Source organism: Clostridium sp. CTA-5 (assembly GCF_054768135.1).
Window position 1 is genome coordinate 1,097,733 of sequence record NZ_BAAAAT010000001.1, and the last position, 16,931, is coordinate 1,114,663.

The 16,931-nt window shown below is 26.0% G+C and carries 18 protein-coding genes and 1 pseudogene; 3 read left to right on the plus strand and 16 right to left on the minus strand.

The genetic code is table 11. The annotated features are described in order from the left end of the window. Positions 1–5: 5 nt before the first annotated feature. The 5 genes from ACYUET_RS05015 to ACYUET_RS05035 all read right to left on the minus strand — a co-directional run bounded on the left by ACYUET_RS05015 (position 6) and on the right by ACYUET_RS05035 (position 4,625). Positions 6–1,085 (minus strand): tetratricopeptide repeat protein, encoded by a 1,080-nt coding sequence (locus ACYUET_RS05015; RefSeq protein WP_460278147.1) that lies wholly within the window; start codon positions 1,083–1,085, stop codon positions 6–8. A gap of 522 nt (positions 1,086–1,607) precedes the next feature. Further along, positions 1,608–2,831: a flagellin lysine-N-methylase gene (fliB, locus tag ACYUET_RS05020; protein ID WP_460278148.1), complete on the minus strand. Its 1,224-nt coding sequence runs from the start codon at positions 2,829–2,831 to the stop codon at positions 1,608–1,610. Positions 2,832–2,852: 21 nt separating this feature from the next. Then, entirely contained in the window at positions 2,853–3,335 is a 483-nt protein-coding gene (locus ACYUET_RS05025; RefSeq protein ID WP_460278149.1) for a hypothetical protein, read from the minus strand. A gap of 183 nt (positions 3,336–3,518) precedes the next feature. After that, positions 3,519–3,644, minus strand: a complete 126-nt coding sequence (locus ACYUET_RS05030; protein WP_460278243.1) for a hypothetical protein — start codon at positions 3,642–3,644, stop codon at positions 3,519–3,521. Positions 3,645–3,839: 195 nt separating this feature from the next. After that, on the minus strand, positions 3,840–4,625 hold the full coding sequence (locus ACYUET_RS05035; RefSeq protein WP_460278150.1) for a polysaccharide deacetylase family protein: 786 nt from the start codon (positions 4,623–4,625) through the stop codon (positions 3,840–3,842). Positions 4,626–4,927: 302 nt separating this feature from the next. Between ACYUET_RS05035 and ACYUET_RS05040 the strand changes: the two genes are divergently transcribed. Further along, positions 4,928–5,245 carry a hypothetical protein gene (locus tag ACYUET_RS05040; protein WP_460278151.1) on the plus strand — a complete coding sequence of 106 codons (318 nt, stop codon included), beginning with the start codon at positions 4,928–4,930 and terminating at the stop codon, positions 5,243–5,245. A gap of 148 nt (positions 5,246–5,393) precedes the next feature. Here ACYUET_RS05040 and ACYUET_RS05045 read toward each other — a convergent pair whose 3' ends face one another. The 5 genes and pseudogenes from ACYUET_RS05045 to ACYUET_RS05065 all read right to left on the minus strand — a co-directional run bounded on the left by ACYUET_RS05045 (position 5,394) and on the right by ACYUET_RS05065 (position 8,767). After that, on the minus strand, positions 5,394–5,753 hold the full coding sequence (locus ACYUET_RS05045) for a hypothetical protein (RefSeq protein ID WP_460278152.1): 360 nt from the start codon (positions 5,751–5,753) through the stop codon (positions 5,394–5,396). Positions 5,754–5,840: 87 nt separating this feature from the next. Then, positions 5,841–6,656: an alpha/beta fold hydrolase gene (locus ACYUET_RS05050; RefSeq protein WP_460278153.1), complete on the minus strand. Its 816-nt coding sequence runs from the start codon at positions 6,654–6,656 to the stop codon at positions 5,841–5,843. Positions 6,657–6,741: 85 nt separating this feature from the next. Then, a complete protein-coding gene (locus ACYUET_RS05055; RefSeq protein ID WP_460278154.1) occupies positions 6,742–7,197 on the minus strand; it encodes a DUF441 domain-containing protein in 456 nt (151 codons plus the stop codon). 345 nt (positions 7,198–7,542) lie between these two features. After that, entirely contained in the window at positions 7,543–7,941 is a 399-nt protein-coding gene (locus tag ACYUET_RS05060) for a hypothetical protein (RefSeq protein ID WP_460278155.1), read from the minus strand. A 133-nt stretch (positions 7,942–8,074) separates the two neighbouring features. After that, positions 8,075–8,767: pseudogene (locus ACYUET_RS05065) on the minus strand (L,D-transpeptidase family protein). Positions 8,768–9,100: 333 nt separating this feature from the next. Here ACYUET_RS05065 and ACYUET_RS05070 point away from each other — a divergent pair. Together ACYUET_RS05070 and ACYUET_RS05075 are read left to right on the plus strand one after the other, a co-directional pair. Continuing rightward, positions 9,101–9,427, plus strand: a complete 327-nt coding sequence (locus ACYUET_RS05070) for a hypothetical protein (RefSeq protein ID WP_460278156.1) — start codon at positions 9,101–9,103, stop codon at positions 9,425–9,427. A gap of 90 nt (positions 9,428–9,517) precedes the next feature. Continuing rightward, positions 9,518–9,922 carry a hypothetical protein gene (locus tag ACYUET_RS05075; protein ID WP_460278157.1) on the plus strand — a complete coding sequence of 135 codons (405 nt, stop codon included), beginning with the start codon at positions 9,518–9,520 and terminating at the stop codon, positions 9,920–9,922. Positions 9,923–9,960: 38 nt separating this feature from the next. Here the strand turns inward: ACYUET_RS05075 and ACYUET_RS05080 are convergent, their stop codons facing one another. From ACYUET_RS05080 to ACYUET_RS05105, 6 genes are all read right to left on the minus strand, one after another. Next, entirely contained in the window at positions 9,961–10,449 is a 489-nt protein-coding gene (locus ACYUET_RS05080) for a GNAT family N-acetyltransferase (protein ID WP_460278158.1), read from the minus strand. A gap of 225 nt (positions 10,450–10,674) precedes the next feature. Further along, positions 10,675–11,340 (minus strand): 3-oxoacid CoA-transferase subunit B, encoded by a 666-nt coding sequence (locus tag ACYUET_RS05085; RefSeq protein WP_460278159.1) that lies wholly within the window; start codon positions 11,338–11,340, stop codon positions 10,675–10,677. After that, entirely contained in the window at positions 11,341–11,994 is a 654-nt protein-coding gene (gene ctfA / locus ACYUET_RS05090; RefSeq protein ID WP_460278160.1) for a butyrate--acetoacetate CoA-transferase subunit A, read from the minus strand. A gap of 84 nt (positions 11,995–12,078) precedes the next feature. Continuing rightward, entirely contained in the window at positions 12,079–13,482 is a 1,404-nt protein-coding gene (locus ACYUET_RS05095; RefSeq protein WP_460278161.1) for an aldehyde dehydrogenase family protein, read from the minus strand. 757 nt (positions 13,483–14,239) lie between these two features. Next, positions 14,240–14,980, minus strand: coding sequence for an acetoacetate decarboxylase (gene adc / locus ACYUET_RS05100; RefSeq protein ID WP_460278162.1), 741 nt, complete (start codon positions 14,978–14,980; stop codon positions 14,240–14,242). 502 nt (positions 14,981–15,482) lie between these two features. Beyond that, positions 15,483–16,649, minus strand: a complete 1,167-nt coding sequence (locus tag ACYUET_RS05105) for an MFS transporter (RefSeq protein WP_460278163.1) — start codon at positions 16,647–16,649, stop codon at positions 15,483–15,485. Positions 16,650–16,931 lie beyond the last annotated feature (282 nt).

Here is a 16,931-nt window from a genome sequence, read left to right on the forward strand (position 1 = left end):
TCCCCCTATTCCCCTACATAATAATCATTTAAAGTTATTTTTCCATTTAAATACTCTAGTGTATCAGTATCAAGTTCATTTCCACTAGAAATATATTCTTCTTTAAATTTATTTGCCTCTTCAACTTGTCCATTTTCTGTAAGGGCTATTATTAGTGTTTCTGTAACATAAAGTTCATCTTTATTGATATCATATGCACTTTTAGCAAGATGTACAGCTTCTTTTTTATTTCCTTCTAACATCTCTACTATTGCTAATCCACGAATTGCACCAACACAATCTTTTTCTTTATACAGTACTTTATTATAAATATCTTTTGCACCCTCAAAATCTTTTTCATGACGTAAAATATTTGCTAATTTAATATATGCTTCTAAGAATTTGTCATCTTGTTCAATAGACTTTTTTATATATTCTTTTGCTTCTGTAGTATTAGATGAAACTCCACTTAAATAATAATTTATTAAAGCTTTATCTTGGTTTGGTGAATTTAATAATGATTTTAATTTATTTTTAACATACTCTGTTGCTTCATAGCTATTCATATTTTTATCTAAATTATTAATTATCTCTCCATAACTATCGCAGGTATTATAATATAATTCAATATACTTTGTGTAACCATTTATCTTGTCACAAGTAGATTTATCACTTTCCTTATTTGCTAAATAATTATTTATTATGTAACCAGCATAATCGTATCTACCACTTTCCATTGCAATATCTGATATAGTTACTGCTATTGATTTATTATCTGGATATTGTTTTAGTAAATCTTCTAATCCAAATAATGTATCAGTTACATAGCCTTTCTTTACATTTTCCTTTGCTGTTGCATAAACTTTATATGATTTAAATATTTTTGGAAATTTAAAAAGTGAACTTCCGACTAGTAGTAGAAGTATTATTGCAATTCCTATAAATATTTTTGGAATTGGATATCGTATTTGTTGTTCTCTACATTTAGTACATAAAACAGACTGTTTACTTTCAGATGTATCTATATATGCCTGTCCACAGTTTTTACATATATTATTTTCATAATATTGATTGTAATCCTGGTTTATATTTTTATTTTCTTGCATTAAAATCCCCCCATATATTAACTTGTGTTTTTTTGTTTGACAATTATAACTATATTTTTTGTTTTATATACATATTTTTACCAGATACATTGTTATATTCTATACTATTTATAAATAAATTGTCAATTAAATTAAAAAATAACTTTTAATCATAATGGTTTATTGGAATATTTAAATATTATATTGGGGAAAATTAATAGATTGAAGATACGAGGCATATTCAATCTATTTCTAAATTTTAGCTACAAAATTAGAAAGTACATTAACTGTATTGGTAATCTAACTACTATATTTCGGAATAAATTCCAATTCCAATTCCAATTTACTTTACCCTAGAATATCAACTTTATTTTAAAACCTATTCTAAAAGTTATGACAATCTAGTTAGCAGGTGGCTTTCTAAAAAGTAAAATATAATAAAATGAACCCTATATGATAGACATTTAAACTATCTATCATATAGGGTTCACTTTAATTACTACTAATTTAGTCTTTATTTAAAATTTAAATACAACACTATTATTATAAAATCTTCTTGCTAAATTTCATATTATCTAAATTATTTTCTTTTATGTATTCCAATACATCAACCAAATATGTTTTATGATGTTCTATTGTCTTAGAAAAAACTTGTATAAATCTAACAACACGTTCTGGAGAATAAGCCTCCTTATTAAATAAAAATATTCCTATTAAATAAAATCTAATAAATGAATATCTAATTAAAAGCATAATATACCCATCAAATACTGATTCTGTTTCTGAAAAAGGAAATAGATTTTTGTAGATAAAATTAACTAAATAATTCTCAAAAATATAACTATTATTCTCTATAAACTCTTTATAATAAAGATTAAAACCCTTTTTATATCTTTCTGAATATGTACTTATAGTATTTTCTTCACTAATATTAAATCCCTCTATAATCTCTTTAGTATATTCTTTAAAAGAATTACTATCAACCTCTTTAAATACGTTTAAATCATCAACCATTTTCTTGAAAAAAGATACTTCAAAGACATAATTTTTTTCATCTTTTTTATACGAATTGTTAATTAAACTGATTTTATATCCATTAATAAATTTAATTACTTCTTTATAATTACAACTAAGTTTTTCTTCTAATTTTTCTAAAAAATCACCTAATATAAAAAGTCGCTCACTTAAATCAAACTCTCTGCTTTTTATTATCTTAATACTTAAATCCCTAATTTCTTTTAAATATCTTACTGATGAATCTCTAAATTCTTTAGAATTAGTATCAATACAACTTGATAAAATATGTTTACCTAAAGTTTCTTCGCTTTCTTTAAATCCAATTCCCTCTTCCCTTAATAAAAGAATCCTAGCAGCTTCTGGACAAGCTACATCAAGAGACATTTCATAACATCCATTAATTTTGTTTGTTATTCTAGGAAAAGATGTACAAACATTTGAAAGATACTCTTCTCCTAACTTAGAATAAATTATACAATACTTATTTTCATCTAGAAAAGGACATACCTTTCCCTTCTTTAATTTCATTTTTCCATAGTCTACATCCTGACTATAATAATACTCATTATTATAAGCATTTTTTTGGAATAGCTTTTTCATTTCTTTATCTTGAACTTTATAATATTGTTTGAATGTGATTTTATCAATATCTACATCCCAACCAACACAGCATGTATCCTCACATTCTCCCCCTATGCACTTAAATTCTTTAAGATATATAGGATATCTCATCTTTATCTTTTTTCCCATTGTTTCATTCCTTATCTAAATTTATTGTTTAACTTTAATATTATATAATTTTATTAACATAGTTAATGTTTTATTAAGTTCCCTTATTTCCTCTAAAACTGGCTCTAAAGAATCATAAACATTATCTACAAATAAATCAATATGAAATCTTAATGTATTTCCAAGTTGTTTTCCATTAGGTATTTGTGGAGGTAAAGCAAATGGTGTTAATTGTATTTTTACTTTATCTCTTGAACAATCTCTAATAAACCACGATATAAATTCTAATGCTTCTAACCCTTCTTTTGATCGTTCAATTGTAAATCTAAATTGAGCAAGAAGTTCATTTTCCTTTCCACCATTTGTTCTCAAAAGAGTTGTAATTGGTAAATGTGCATAATCTACAGTTAATAATAATTCAGAATCTACATCTTGCAAATCACAAACTCCACTTTCAACTGAAGTAATACCCGCAATATTGTAGATAGTATCTTGAAATTTTTTCACATCTATTGGATATTTCATAAAACCCAAGCACTCCTAACATAAATTATATTTATAAGTTAAGTATAGCATAAATATGCAAAAATCATTTTAAATACTTAAAAATATCATTAAATTTATCCTATTTAAATTTTGCACAAATATATTAGGTTATATAAATATAAAAATAACATTAATATTTATAATTAATGCTATTTTTATAATCTACGAATTCTTATTAATATAAATTTTTAATGCTTTAATTAATAAAATAAGTGCATAAATTCCTAATCCACTTAAAATCAACGGAATCAATAAAAAAACTTGTCCTAAATACATCATTCCTCCCATAAAAACATTTCCTCCTATTTTTTATAAACTATATATTTTTTAATATGTTTATAATTTATATATATTAAGTTAGTTTAAATTTAATATATATTTTGTCTTTTAAAAATATATATTACAAAAAATACCGAATATTTATAAAAATGTATTTTTATAAATATTCGGTATTTTAATTAAATCTATATTATAACTTTTATATTAAAAAAAATTAAAAGTTCGTTTAGTTATTCTAAAATACATTTCTGGTGTATCCTCGGTAATAGTTTTAAATTCATATCCTTGTGATTTATAGTAATTTATTACTTCTGGCAAAGCTATGCAAGTATTTTTTTGCATATCAGTACAATGCATAAGTAATATTATATTAGGTAAATCATCACTTCCCTTTATGGCTCTTCTATATAATTTGTATGTAGATAATTTAGGATTTAACCCATCTGTATTATCCATATTCCAATCATACACTTTAAAATTATTATCATGCAACTTTTCTAAAAAGTTTTCATTTAAATGCTTATAACTACCTCCTGGAAACCTAATTATATTTGGAGAAATTCCAATTACTTTACTTATCTCATTACGACAATCATCCATTTCTTTTATGAATCTATCTTCACTAGAATAAATTTTTTTAAACTTATGCGTATAAGTATGAAGACCTATACTATGTCCTTCATTATAAATCCTTTTTACTACATCCTCATTGCCTTCGATTTGACTTCCAATCAAAAAAAAAGTTGCTTTTACTTCATTTTCCTTTAGTATATCTAGAACTTTATCTGTTACTTTACAACTAGGACCATCATCAAAAGTTAAATAAACTACTTTTTCGCTACAGTTATTATTTTTTTCATTTGAATCGAGTTCATTAATAGTTAATATCTTAGATCCTACTGAAGCATTACTAACACGTCCTCCAAATATAGAAATAATAAGAAGTAAATTTACAACAAGCATTAAAAAATATTTTAATCTATTTTTCAATTTCTTTCCCTCCTATTGTAAATTATTTTTGTTAATTATATAATTCATTACCCATTATCATTTACTTTTTTTTAATTTTTATTTGTGGTAATTTTTTGAGGTATATAGATAATTAACTTTATATAATTCTTTTACTTATACATAAACAATAGAAACTCTTATATACTTAAATAATTTATATAGGTTAATTTAAGTATATAAATTTCAAAAATACTATTATTAATTATTGCTTATTCTACGTAATAAATATATGTATATTATTATATTTATTACGTAGAATAAAATTGAAAGGTGGGTATATAATGAAAAAATTCACTGTTTTATTATTTTTTTTAATATTTTTATCATTTAATATAATAACAATAACACCAGCGTCTACAACTAATGTCTTTAAAGAAGGTGTTTATAAAGTAAGTGACTTCAATTTTTCTCCAGATAACCTCTATACTGTTCAAAATATCTCCTCTGAAAAAGGTGTCTACTTGCTTATATTTGATGAGAATCAAGTTGGTTTGCAATATATACGTTTAAAACCTAAATCAATAAAATATAATTTAGTACCTCTTAAACCTGATTACAGACTAGTAATTCTTGGTGATGGTGAAGCATTCATTTCTTAAAAACATTTAATATTAAACTATCAAAATAAAAGAACCCTATATAGGGTTCTGATTAATTTTAACACTCTATTTTACTAATTAATTTTATTTAATAATGTACTAAATACTATAATTTATTACTATTCCTATTGCTTATATATAAATATAACTAATAAGGATAATATGGATAATATGGATATGGTGGTTGAACAATGTATGGATAAGGTAGTAATGACAATGCTGCTAAATTAGCAATCGGGAATGATCGTCGTCTAAAGCGTCTAAATCTTCTTGGACGATTATAGCCATGGTATTGCCTTTGCTCATTATTTTCGTCTTCTCTTTCTATTACATCTTCGCCAACTAACATATCAACATTATTAGGATCTACATTTTCAATGATCCCATCAAATGTGTTTCCATCTGTCATTGTTAAAGTAACATGATAATATAAGTACTTTTTACATTTATCTTCCATCACTCGGAATGCTTGAAAGTCTCTGTAACAATCTTCCACTTCTAAGTTCATTTTTAAACATCTCCTTTCAGATACTATCATATTCATATATAAGAAAAATTGTGTCATTTTAATATTAGAACATTTATAAAGAAAACTTTATTCCTCAATGAATTTTGTTAACTCTTTATTAAATCTATCACGTTCATCATAGAACAATCCATGTCCACTTTCTTCAAATGCTACAAGCTTAGAATTTTTAATTCCTCTTCTTTGTGATTCAGCTAATTCAAATAAACAAACTTTATCATGAATACCATGAAGAATTAAAGTTGGAACGCTTATTTTTTTTAAATCAGAAAATAAACTTTCTTCATCTAACCAGGTATTCGCAATTGATGCAGTAGCCCATCCTGCTGCCTCTAATCCTAATTGAAAAAACCAATCTGAAAAAGGCTTAGTTATATACTTGAAGAAAAACATATCTCCAAATCCTTGTAACATTTTAGGACGATCATTATAAGTTTCTTTAATAATTTCATTTACAACTTCTTTTTCTAAACCATATGGAAAATATGGACGTTTTATAAGACTAGGTGCCGCTGCTGCAAAAAGCGCAAGTTTAGATACTTCATATTCATTATGCCTAGACATATATCGAATAGCTATTGCGCCTCCTGTAGAATGTCCTGATAGCACAAATTTTTCTAGTTTAAGTACATCAACTACACATTTAACATCATCTGCTAATCTATCATAATCATATCCTGTAAAAGGTTTATCTGATTTACCAAATCCTCTCTGATCTATTCCAATGCATCGATATCCCATTTTAGGTAATTGATTAAATTGATATTCAAATAGTTTATGACTTCCAGGCCACCCGTGTAAAAATACAATTGTCTTTTTTCCCTGAGGATTAAGATCCTCTACATAAAGTTTTACATCTGATTCTACTCTAATATAATATCCCATATAAGTAAATTACCTCTAACAATAAAATTATTTATTATTAACTTATTCTTATGATAATAAATAAGTGAATGTCATGTTAAAATTATTATTTATGAAATAACTTAATACCAAATGCAAGCATTCCAGAAGTAATTAAAGGTCCTACTGGAACTCCACCTAAAAATGCAGCAGCTATTACTGCACCTAATATTAACGCTGGCATTATATCACCATGCCCTTGAATCGTAAGATATTGTAAGCCTAGTCCACTTAAATAAGTAGTAAAAATAGAGACTAAAAATGCGGCTATTCCAATCCATGAAGTAAATATATTTTTAATATTTGTAAACGTAACTTTTCCGTCTGCAATTGGAATTAAAATAGCAGCAATAAGTAGTGTTAGCCCTAAAAACATTCCATGCTTTTCTATGGACGGAAAAATATATTGATCCATATTTAAAAGCTTAATAATTAAAATTACACAAGTTGCAATTGATACAGAATTAGCCTTTCCTAATATTGAAGCAGCTAATATTACTAGCAATATAATGTTAGTTTCCAACTTAAATCACCTCATTTTAAGAATTATTCTAAACAAAATCTACTCTATTATATATTTAATGAATTAAATATATAGTACTTAAGTTTTTCAATGTAAAATAAAAATATGTTCTTAAATCATTAATTAAAAACGAGTGGCTTTTAATTACACTTACTTTTTATTTAATCTATAATTCAAATTATTATCATATTGTAAATTTTTTTTAACAATATTCAAACTATTTATACTATATTCTGCAAAATACTAAAAACGTATTATATTAAACTAAATTACAAACTTTCACTATGAATATATAAAAAAATACCGTAAATTCACTTTGAATAATACGGTATTCTAATTAGTTATTTAATTTTTTATATTCTCTGATATTAACTTAGACATCTCTAAAGCCAGATTATTATTATTTTCATTGTTTCTAATAAAAGTTAGTTTTTTATTCTTTATTGTCGTTATTGTAATAAACTCCTCAGCTCCATCACTTTTTACTTCAAAAGACTTTATATCTTTTCTATTAATTTTGTCTGTATATCTTTCTTCAGGTAATCCACCCCAAGTAGCATATCCTTTAGCTTCTATATATAAATTTTCTGAAGTAAGAATTAAATTAAAATTGTTTGTTACCATACCTGCAAGTCCCATTGTAACTAAATTTGCAAAAAAGTTTGCTATTATAGTAGAAGTTTTAATATCTTTATGAGATTTAATAGCACATAAAACTTTTTCCCCATTTAAAACCTTTGACATAATTTTATCTCCCCTAATAATAAATTTAAATCCTATCTTTTTCTTTCAGCTTAATAAATTAAATTCTGCCATTATTATACCATAGTTTCCCAATATGATATTATTTAAATTTCTAATAATTATTAACAATTCTTTAATCCACCAAAATTATTTCAAGTTTTTTATAAAATTTATAATCTACATTGTGACTAATTGTAAGATTGTTATCTTTTCTAAATTTTATTACATACTGTTTCATGCCCTCTCCATATATGCCATCTAAATTTCCTGGATAATATCCTTTTTCTTTCATTTTCCTTTGTGTTTCTAAAACAGCTGATCCTCTGCCACCAGGCTTTAATGTTTTAAATCCGTTTTCAAAAGGTCCATTTGGTCCTGCATATATAGTTACTATCATTCCATATTCTACATACTCATATAATGCTTCAATATCTTTATTAAACATTCTAATACAACCATGAGAAGCTTCAGAACCAATTGTTCCTGGTTTATTCGTACCATGAATTCCAAATTTTCCCCAAGGTACATTTAATCCAATCCATCTTGTACCAAATCCTCCACTCCATTTACCCATATTAATAACTTTCCATGTGCCTATCGGAGAGGGAGTTTCTGATTTACCACTAGCTATACTGTATTTTTTTTAAATTATATTTTTCTTTTCATCTACTAAATAAATCCTTTTTTCGTTAATATCTACTAATATAACAAGATTGTTATTAAAATCACCTTGTGAAATTGATTTTACAGTATTTTCACTTACATTAAATATAAAAATAATTATAAATCCTAAGATAATACTTCTTAGAAATCTTTTTCTTTTCAATTCTTCCCCCCTCTTCATACCATACTATTTCCAATATGTTATTTATTTATTTTTATATTTAAAAAAGTTTTTATACATTTTGTATTCATATAATAATATTTCAATACTATTTCTATGACCTACTCTAACTTCTTTTAAATCCAAGATTATATATATTTCTGTCTTAACAGTAAATCAAATGCAATGTCCAAAATATTATTTCTTTAACTTGTTCTTTTTATATAACTGTTATACAGTTTCATAATCCTTATTAATTTTCATTCCAAATAATTCCTTAATAATATATATTTTTTTTAACAAACTATTAGTATAACTAAGAGAGGGGTATATATTATGAGATTAAAAAAAATTGCAATATTAACTATGTTATTTATGTTTATATTTTTCAATAATGTTAAAGCTATTGATATTGGACCAACATCCGCTTCTTATAAAGAAGGTGTTTATAAAATCACTAACGCTAATAAATTTACTCTTATTGCTAAACTAATAACTCCTGATACTAATACAAGTTTCGCAATAGTTGATTCTAAAGGAAATCAAAAAATTTTTAGAAGATTCAATAAACCCTATGTTCCTACCTCGGAAATAATACTTGAGGAAAATGATTTTATAGTTATTATAGGTAGTGGAGAAATATCACTTGTTTTTTCTAAATAAAATGTATATTTTTCCATTATAGGTTAAGTTTCTCATATTATCTACGAATATTAAATTATATGATAAAAATTATGGTATTGAGGTGAGAAAATGAGTTTTTCTATAAATAACGTTTGTAGTAAAAAATCCTATATTAATAATATAACATCAGAAGATAGAGATAAAAATGCACAAGAATTGCAAAAAAAGAAACAAATTATATCAGAACAAGATGGAAAATATTGTTCTACATATGTAGTAGATGAAGAAGGACATAAAGTTTTATTAAGTAAAATTCCTATTGCTGAAATGAAAAAACAAAACAGTTTACAAAACTCAAATAAATATGATAACACAAATTCTTGTAATTATAATATGTCAAAAAATTTCAAGTGCAAACAACAGTTAAACATGGAAGCTACTCACAGAAAAAATTTACAAGAAATTATGGATATTTTAAAAGGTAACATAGATATTAAAAATAATTTAAATAAATGTTTGGACTTAACGAAATAAAAATGGATTGCATTTTGCAATCCATTTTTATTTATTATTTAAAATTCTAAAATCATATCATACCATTCAGCACCACCATGTACTGAATTAGATATACCTTTGTTTTTATATCCAAATTTTTTATAATAATTAATAAGTTTTTCTTTGCAAGTTAAAATAACACCCTTTTTTCCTGCTAATCTTGATACCTCTATCATATGTTTCATCAATTTAGCTGCAATTCCTTGATTACGATATTCTGGTATAACATCAAGTCCAAAAACTGTCTGATAGTCTCCCTCTGCAATATGTAGACTAGAATCTTCAAAGAGTTCATCATATATAACAGTTCCATTTATAACACACCCGTTAATAAAACCAATTATTCTTCTATCTATTTCTGCTACAAAAAAACTTTCAGGAAATATTTTTATACGCTCTTTAAAAGATTCTTTATTAGCCGCTTCCGCATCTGGAAAACATATTGCTTCTACTTGTGTTACTGCATCTAAATCATTTATAGATACTTGTCTAATTTCAATATCCATTAATGTTCTTCCTCTCATTTATATATGTTTTATAAAAAGCGAAGGCAGGCCTTTTATTGACCTACCTTCTTGTGTGTAATTTAGTTCATAATATTAGTTTTAAATATTATACCATAAAAATCTAAAATAGTTTTATTAAATATAAATTTAAACTAAACAGTAGACAATTTTGTTTCTACACAAAATTATCTAAATTCTTACTAAAAAGTTATCATACTATAAATTTTATACAGCCATACGTCTTATATTATCTGGTATAATTAAATCTGCTTCTGTTAAAGATTTGATTTCATCAATTGTTGTATAATCATTAATTTCCTTTAAAAGTAACCCATTATCTATTACTTCAATTACACATAGTTCTGTAATTATTAAGTCTACTTGTGATTTTGCAGTTAGTGGTAATCTACATTTTTTAAGAATCTTAGGTTTTCCTTTTCCAGTATGCTGCATTGCTACAATTACTTTCTTAGCACCTGTTACTAAGTCCATAGCACCACCCATGCCCGGAACCATTTTACCTGGAATAATCCAATTAGCTAAACTGCCTTCCTCATCTACCTCTAAAGCTCCAAGCACAGTAACATCAACATGTCCACCTCTAATTAATGCAAAAGACATAGAGCTATCAAAAAATGATGCCTCTGGTAATGCTGTTACACATTGTCCACCTGCATTTATTATATGTGCATCTTCATGTCCTAATGTTGGAATTTTACCCATACCAACCATTCCATTTTCAGATTGAAAAACTATATGCTTTTCTTTTGATACATAATTTGCTACTAAAGTAGGAAGTCCTATACCAAGATTTACAAGTTGTCCTTCCTTCAATTCTTTTGCAACTCTTTTTGCAATTATTTGTCTTGCTAATTTACTATCTGTGATCACTTAGATCTCCTCCTTTACTATATAATCTACTAATACACCGGGAGTCATTATATCTTCCCTATTTAAATCTTCACATTTAACTAAATTTTCTGCTTCCATTATTACAGTGTCTGCTGCCATTGCAATATAAGGATTAAAGTTTTTTGTAGTACCTTTATAACAAGTGTTTCCGAATTCATCTACTATACTACCCTTTACTAGTGAAATATCTGCTTTTAATGGAAGTTCTAATAAATATTCTTTATCATCAATTGAAATCTTACGTTTTCCCTTTTCTACAATTGTCCCTATCCCTGTTGGTGTTAGTACACCACCTAAACCAGAACCTGCCGCACGTATTCTTTCAATTAATGTTCCTTGTGGAGAAAGTTCTACTTCCATTTCTCCATTATTCATTTTTCTTCCAGTTTCAGGATTTGTACCAATATGAGAAGCTATTACTTTTTTTGCCTGACCATTTACAACTAACTTACCTATGCCTTTATCTGGATATCCGGTATCGTTCCCGATAATAGTTAGATCTTTTACATTTAAATTTACTAGCATATCAATTATAGCTTCAGGGGTACCACAATCTAAAAAACCACCAATCATAATTGTCATTCCATCTTTAAAAATAGATTTTAGATCATCTAGCTTAACTATTTTATTCATTTTAATATCTCCTTCTTTTTTAGAATATATATTGCTTCATATAAAAACTGCTAAACAAATTAAAAAATTGTATTGATCTATCATCTAACCAGCAAGTACACATCTTCTTTGTCTTGTAAAATTCCTTGCAGAAGTTATACCTTCACCTGTAGGTCCCGCAATGGTAAAAGTCGTAAATCCTTCTGCTTCAAACCCTACTCCAGCAAAAGACTTAGCATTCTTTACAAAAATAGTTGTATCTATTTCTTTTTCAAATCTATTTAAATTATCTATATTTTTTGAATACATATATGCACTGTGTCTTTTTCTTTGTTCTGCCATTTTAGCACATTCTATTGCTCTATCTATATCTTTAACTCTTACAATAGGAAGTATTGGCATCATAAGCTCTGTCATTACAAAAGGATGATTTGCATCTACCTCACATATGATACATCTAATATCATCAGATACTTGTTTACCTATTTTATCCAAAAATAACTTAGCATCTTTTCCTACCCATTTTTTGTTTATAGCATATCCTAAAGTTTCATCTTTTTTCTCTATCAATACTAAATCTAATAACTTTGATATCTCATTCTCATTTATTAGTACAGCATTATTCTTAAGCATATTTTGTATTAAATTATCTGCTACATTTTCCAAAACAAATACTTCTTTTTCTGCAATACATGGTAAATTATTATCAAAAGAACAACCTTCTATAATATTTTTAGCAGCATTTTCTATATCTGCACTATCATCTACAATTACAGGTGGATTTCCTGCTCCTGCACCAATGGCCTTTTTACCTGAATTTAAAAGTGTTTTTATTAATCCAGGTCCTCCAGTTCCACATAAAAGTTTTATATATGGATGATTCATAATTACACTTAATGAGTCCATAGTTGGATTTTCCACTGTAGTTACTAGATTTTCTGGCCCTCCTGATTTTACAATTGCCCTATTTATCATATCTACAGCAAAAGCAACACATTTTTTTGCTCCTGGATGACCATTAAATACTATAGAATTTCCTGCTGCTATCATACCTATACTGTTACATATAACAGTTTCAGTTGGATTAGTTGAAGGTGTTATTGCTCCTATAACACCATATGGAGACATCTCTACTAATGTAAGTCCTTGATCTCCAGACCAGGCTGTAGTAATTAAATCTTCTGTTCCTGGGGTATATTTAGCTACTAATTCATGCTTTAATATTTTATCTTCATATCTTCCCATGTGTGTTTCATCTACAATCATTTTAGCTAATATCTCTTTATTGTCTAATGTAGCTTTTCTTATTCCTTTTATAATTCTTTCCCTATCCTCTTTAGTATAATAAAGACTTAATTTCTTTTGTGCATAAATTGCCTTTGTGATAGCATTTTCAACTTTTTCAAATACTCCTAAATATGATTCGTTATTATTAGATTTTTCATCTCCAATCTTTTTTGTAGTTTTTAAACTGTTTTCTTGTAATAATACTGATAAGTTCCTTTCCATATTGCTCCTCCTTATAGTTATAAAATTTTCATACAAAAACCCCTAAAAGTTTTTGCTTTATATCTTTTATTAATTAAAATATCTTTTAAGCAGTGTGATATTGTATTATAATAGCGACTTGAGATTTAAATTTATTAAAATGTATCATTAATTAAAGCTTTTACTTATTTTTACTATATTATAGGTTGCTTTAATAATGTTTATATAAGATTAATAAAATTTAAGTTGTTTTGATATAATGCTAGTTGCAAATGATGAGATATTTAGAAAAAGTTTTTAAACTTTAAAAATAAGACAGTAATTTTGTTTAACTATCAATTTGTAAATTTATTGAATTACTTGTATAAATAGTATATTATCACTAAATTATCCAAAATCAACATTTAATCTTCATAAATTTATTTATAGCTAGATAAAACGTTAACAAAATAAGAGCTAGTTGTATATTTTCTTATAATAACTTCTAAAGAATAGTTATACAGGAATTAAAAATAATATCGAATTTTTCTTTTTTTCTGAAAACCTTTTAATAAAAATCAATATTTTTTTAGAATTTATAGTATAAATTGTAGTTCTACAATCATTTTTTAATAACTATAAGAGTGACTATATTTTTAATAAACATTAATACCATAAACTTAAAAACTTATTTAATTTTCTAAAAACTAAAAAAAGAATATGATCCCTATATAAAAATAAAGATCATATCCTTTTTAATTAATTTGTAATAATTGGTTATTTATTTATTAATATTGAGCTATTCTTTAAAATAATCATATATAACCTTAGGAGATGGAAGAGTTAAGTCTGTAAGAATATGAGAACTAGAAACTATTTCTTTTACAGGCAAATCATTAAATGGTGCCATCGCATGATCAAATAATTGTAATCTTGCAGAACCAGTCCATGCCTCATGTACAGTAATATCTTTAATTTCTGCAGATATTAACTCACATATTCTTGGAGTCCCATCATAATTAGGTATAATTTTTAACATAAAATTAGGACGACAAATTTGCTTCTTTGCCTCATTTAGATCTAAAGGCTTATGCTTATATCCCATAGTAGCTATTGCTACCCTTAATTTTCCATAGTCTAATGTACCAACTAGTGTATCTGAATCAACAAATAGTTTTGGATAACCTAGTTTTTTAGGATATGCACTAAGTTCTCTTCCGACAGCAATAGCTGGATGATTATCTAAATACATCATATGCAAATAGTCACCCTCTATACCATTAAAGCTTACTGGTATAGCCTGTCCGCATTCTGTATAAGATCCTAATCCACTTGTATCAGGCATTGCCATCATTTCAAATCTTACTAAAGGATCATCCCCTAATTCTAAAGGTTCTGGTACAACCTTACGTAAAGCATCAGCATCAGTACGATATATAATATTAAAATATTCACGATTATGGAACCTATAAGGTCCTCTTGGAAATGCTGGAGCTGATAATGGTGTTGTAATTTGTTTAGATACTTCACTTTTTAACATAACTATTCATCTTCTTACCTTAAATATATTTGACATTCTCATTCTAACTTAGCTGTGTTTTAAAATTATATTATTATAGTATAACTGTTATAAACAAAGACAAAACCTTAATACTACAATTTTATATTAATTTAAAACACAGCTTATAATTAAAATTGAGATTTAAGATTTATTAAATGCAAATTAATCTTTGGATATGTCATTATCCTTTTATAAGATTAATACTTAATATAAAATTAATTAGATTGTACAGTTTTTAATAAACTTAATAATTTTATATCATAAATAATCTCTTTTTAAAATATACCATATTACCCATTTAAAGTAAAATAAATAATAAATTTACAATGAATAAGTTGCACACTATTAATCGCTAATTATAATCATAATATGTAATTATTACAGTTTAAATATAACGTATTTCTTTTAATATCATAAATATAAAATAAAAAAACTTACTATAATAAAATAAATAATTTGTTATTTAAAATATTATATATTATTACACAACTTCTTCTAACTCTATTTCATCACTTGTTTTAATTATTATTAAAACAACTCCAAATAAAGTAACAAAAGCGGCTACTTCAAAAGGAAATTGTGGTGAAATTGCATGTGATAAAGCTCCAGATAAAACAGGCGCTATAGCTGCTCCAAGCCAACGAACAAAATTATATGCTCCAGAAGTAACACCCCTTTCATATGGAGATACTTCCATAACATAACTAGTAAACAATGTATTATTTAATCCTGAAACTAAACCCGATAAAATTATTAAAATAATTCTTATCCATATTATATTAAAAAAGAATAAACACCCTAAAATAATAACGAATAAAAATAAACTCCATGGCAATACAGCTTTAGGTGAAAAGTTTTTTTCTAATCTATGAGCAAGAACAGCTGAACCAATAGCTAGCATCAAGCCCCATCCAAAGAATACACCACCTAATTGGATAGGCGTTAACTTTATAACAAGTGGTGAGTAAGCTAATATTACAAAGAAGCTATAATAGTAGAACATAGCTGATATCGCTACACTAAGAAATGGTCTAAACTTAATTAGTTTTATTAATTCTTTTAGTCCTACAGGCTTACGTTCAGTTTTCTTTTCGGGTTCATAAACAAAAACAGAAACCAAGATAACAGCTATTAAAACAAGAAAACCAGTTGCTAAAAATGGATAACGCCAAGAATAATCTCCTAAAAAGCCACCAACTAAAGGACCTACTGACATTCCAAGTCCCATTGCACCCTCATATAGCCCTATTCCACTATTAGCATCAGCAGAAAATGAAATTAATAGAATAAGTCCTGTAGCTAGAAACAGTGAATTTCCAAACCCCCATCCTGCACGAAAAATAGAAAGTTGGAAAATACCATTTGAAACTCCACATAATAAAGAAAATATTGTAACTATTATTAAACCTAATACCATCATCTTCTTATTTCCTAATCGATTAGATATAATTCCCGATGGAATCATCATAATTGCCATTGTTAAAATATAAGCTGTAAATAACATTTCAATTTGCCAAGAACTTGCACCTATACGTGCTGCAATTATAGGTAACAATGGATCAACAACACCAATACCCATAAATGCTAAAAATGTAGCAAATACAGTAATATATCTAGCACGAATCTGTTTATTTGACTTAGTATTCATCTAAAGACCTCCAATAATATAATATTTTTTATAATCTACGTTTTTAATTAAATTTATCTTTTGATTGTTCCCTCCTCTATTAAAATAGATGTCATTTTATAAGTAATCTAAAATTATAAAAATAAAACATACCAAAAACCAATTTTTTAACCATCAATATTAAATGTTGAGTAAATAATATTAATTAGAATTATCTGGTACTATAATTAAATACTTGGTGAAAAAATTTAGTGCAAATTTTAAAGTTCAACAATACATCAATATTTGATTTATCAATAATTG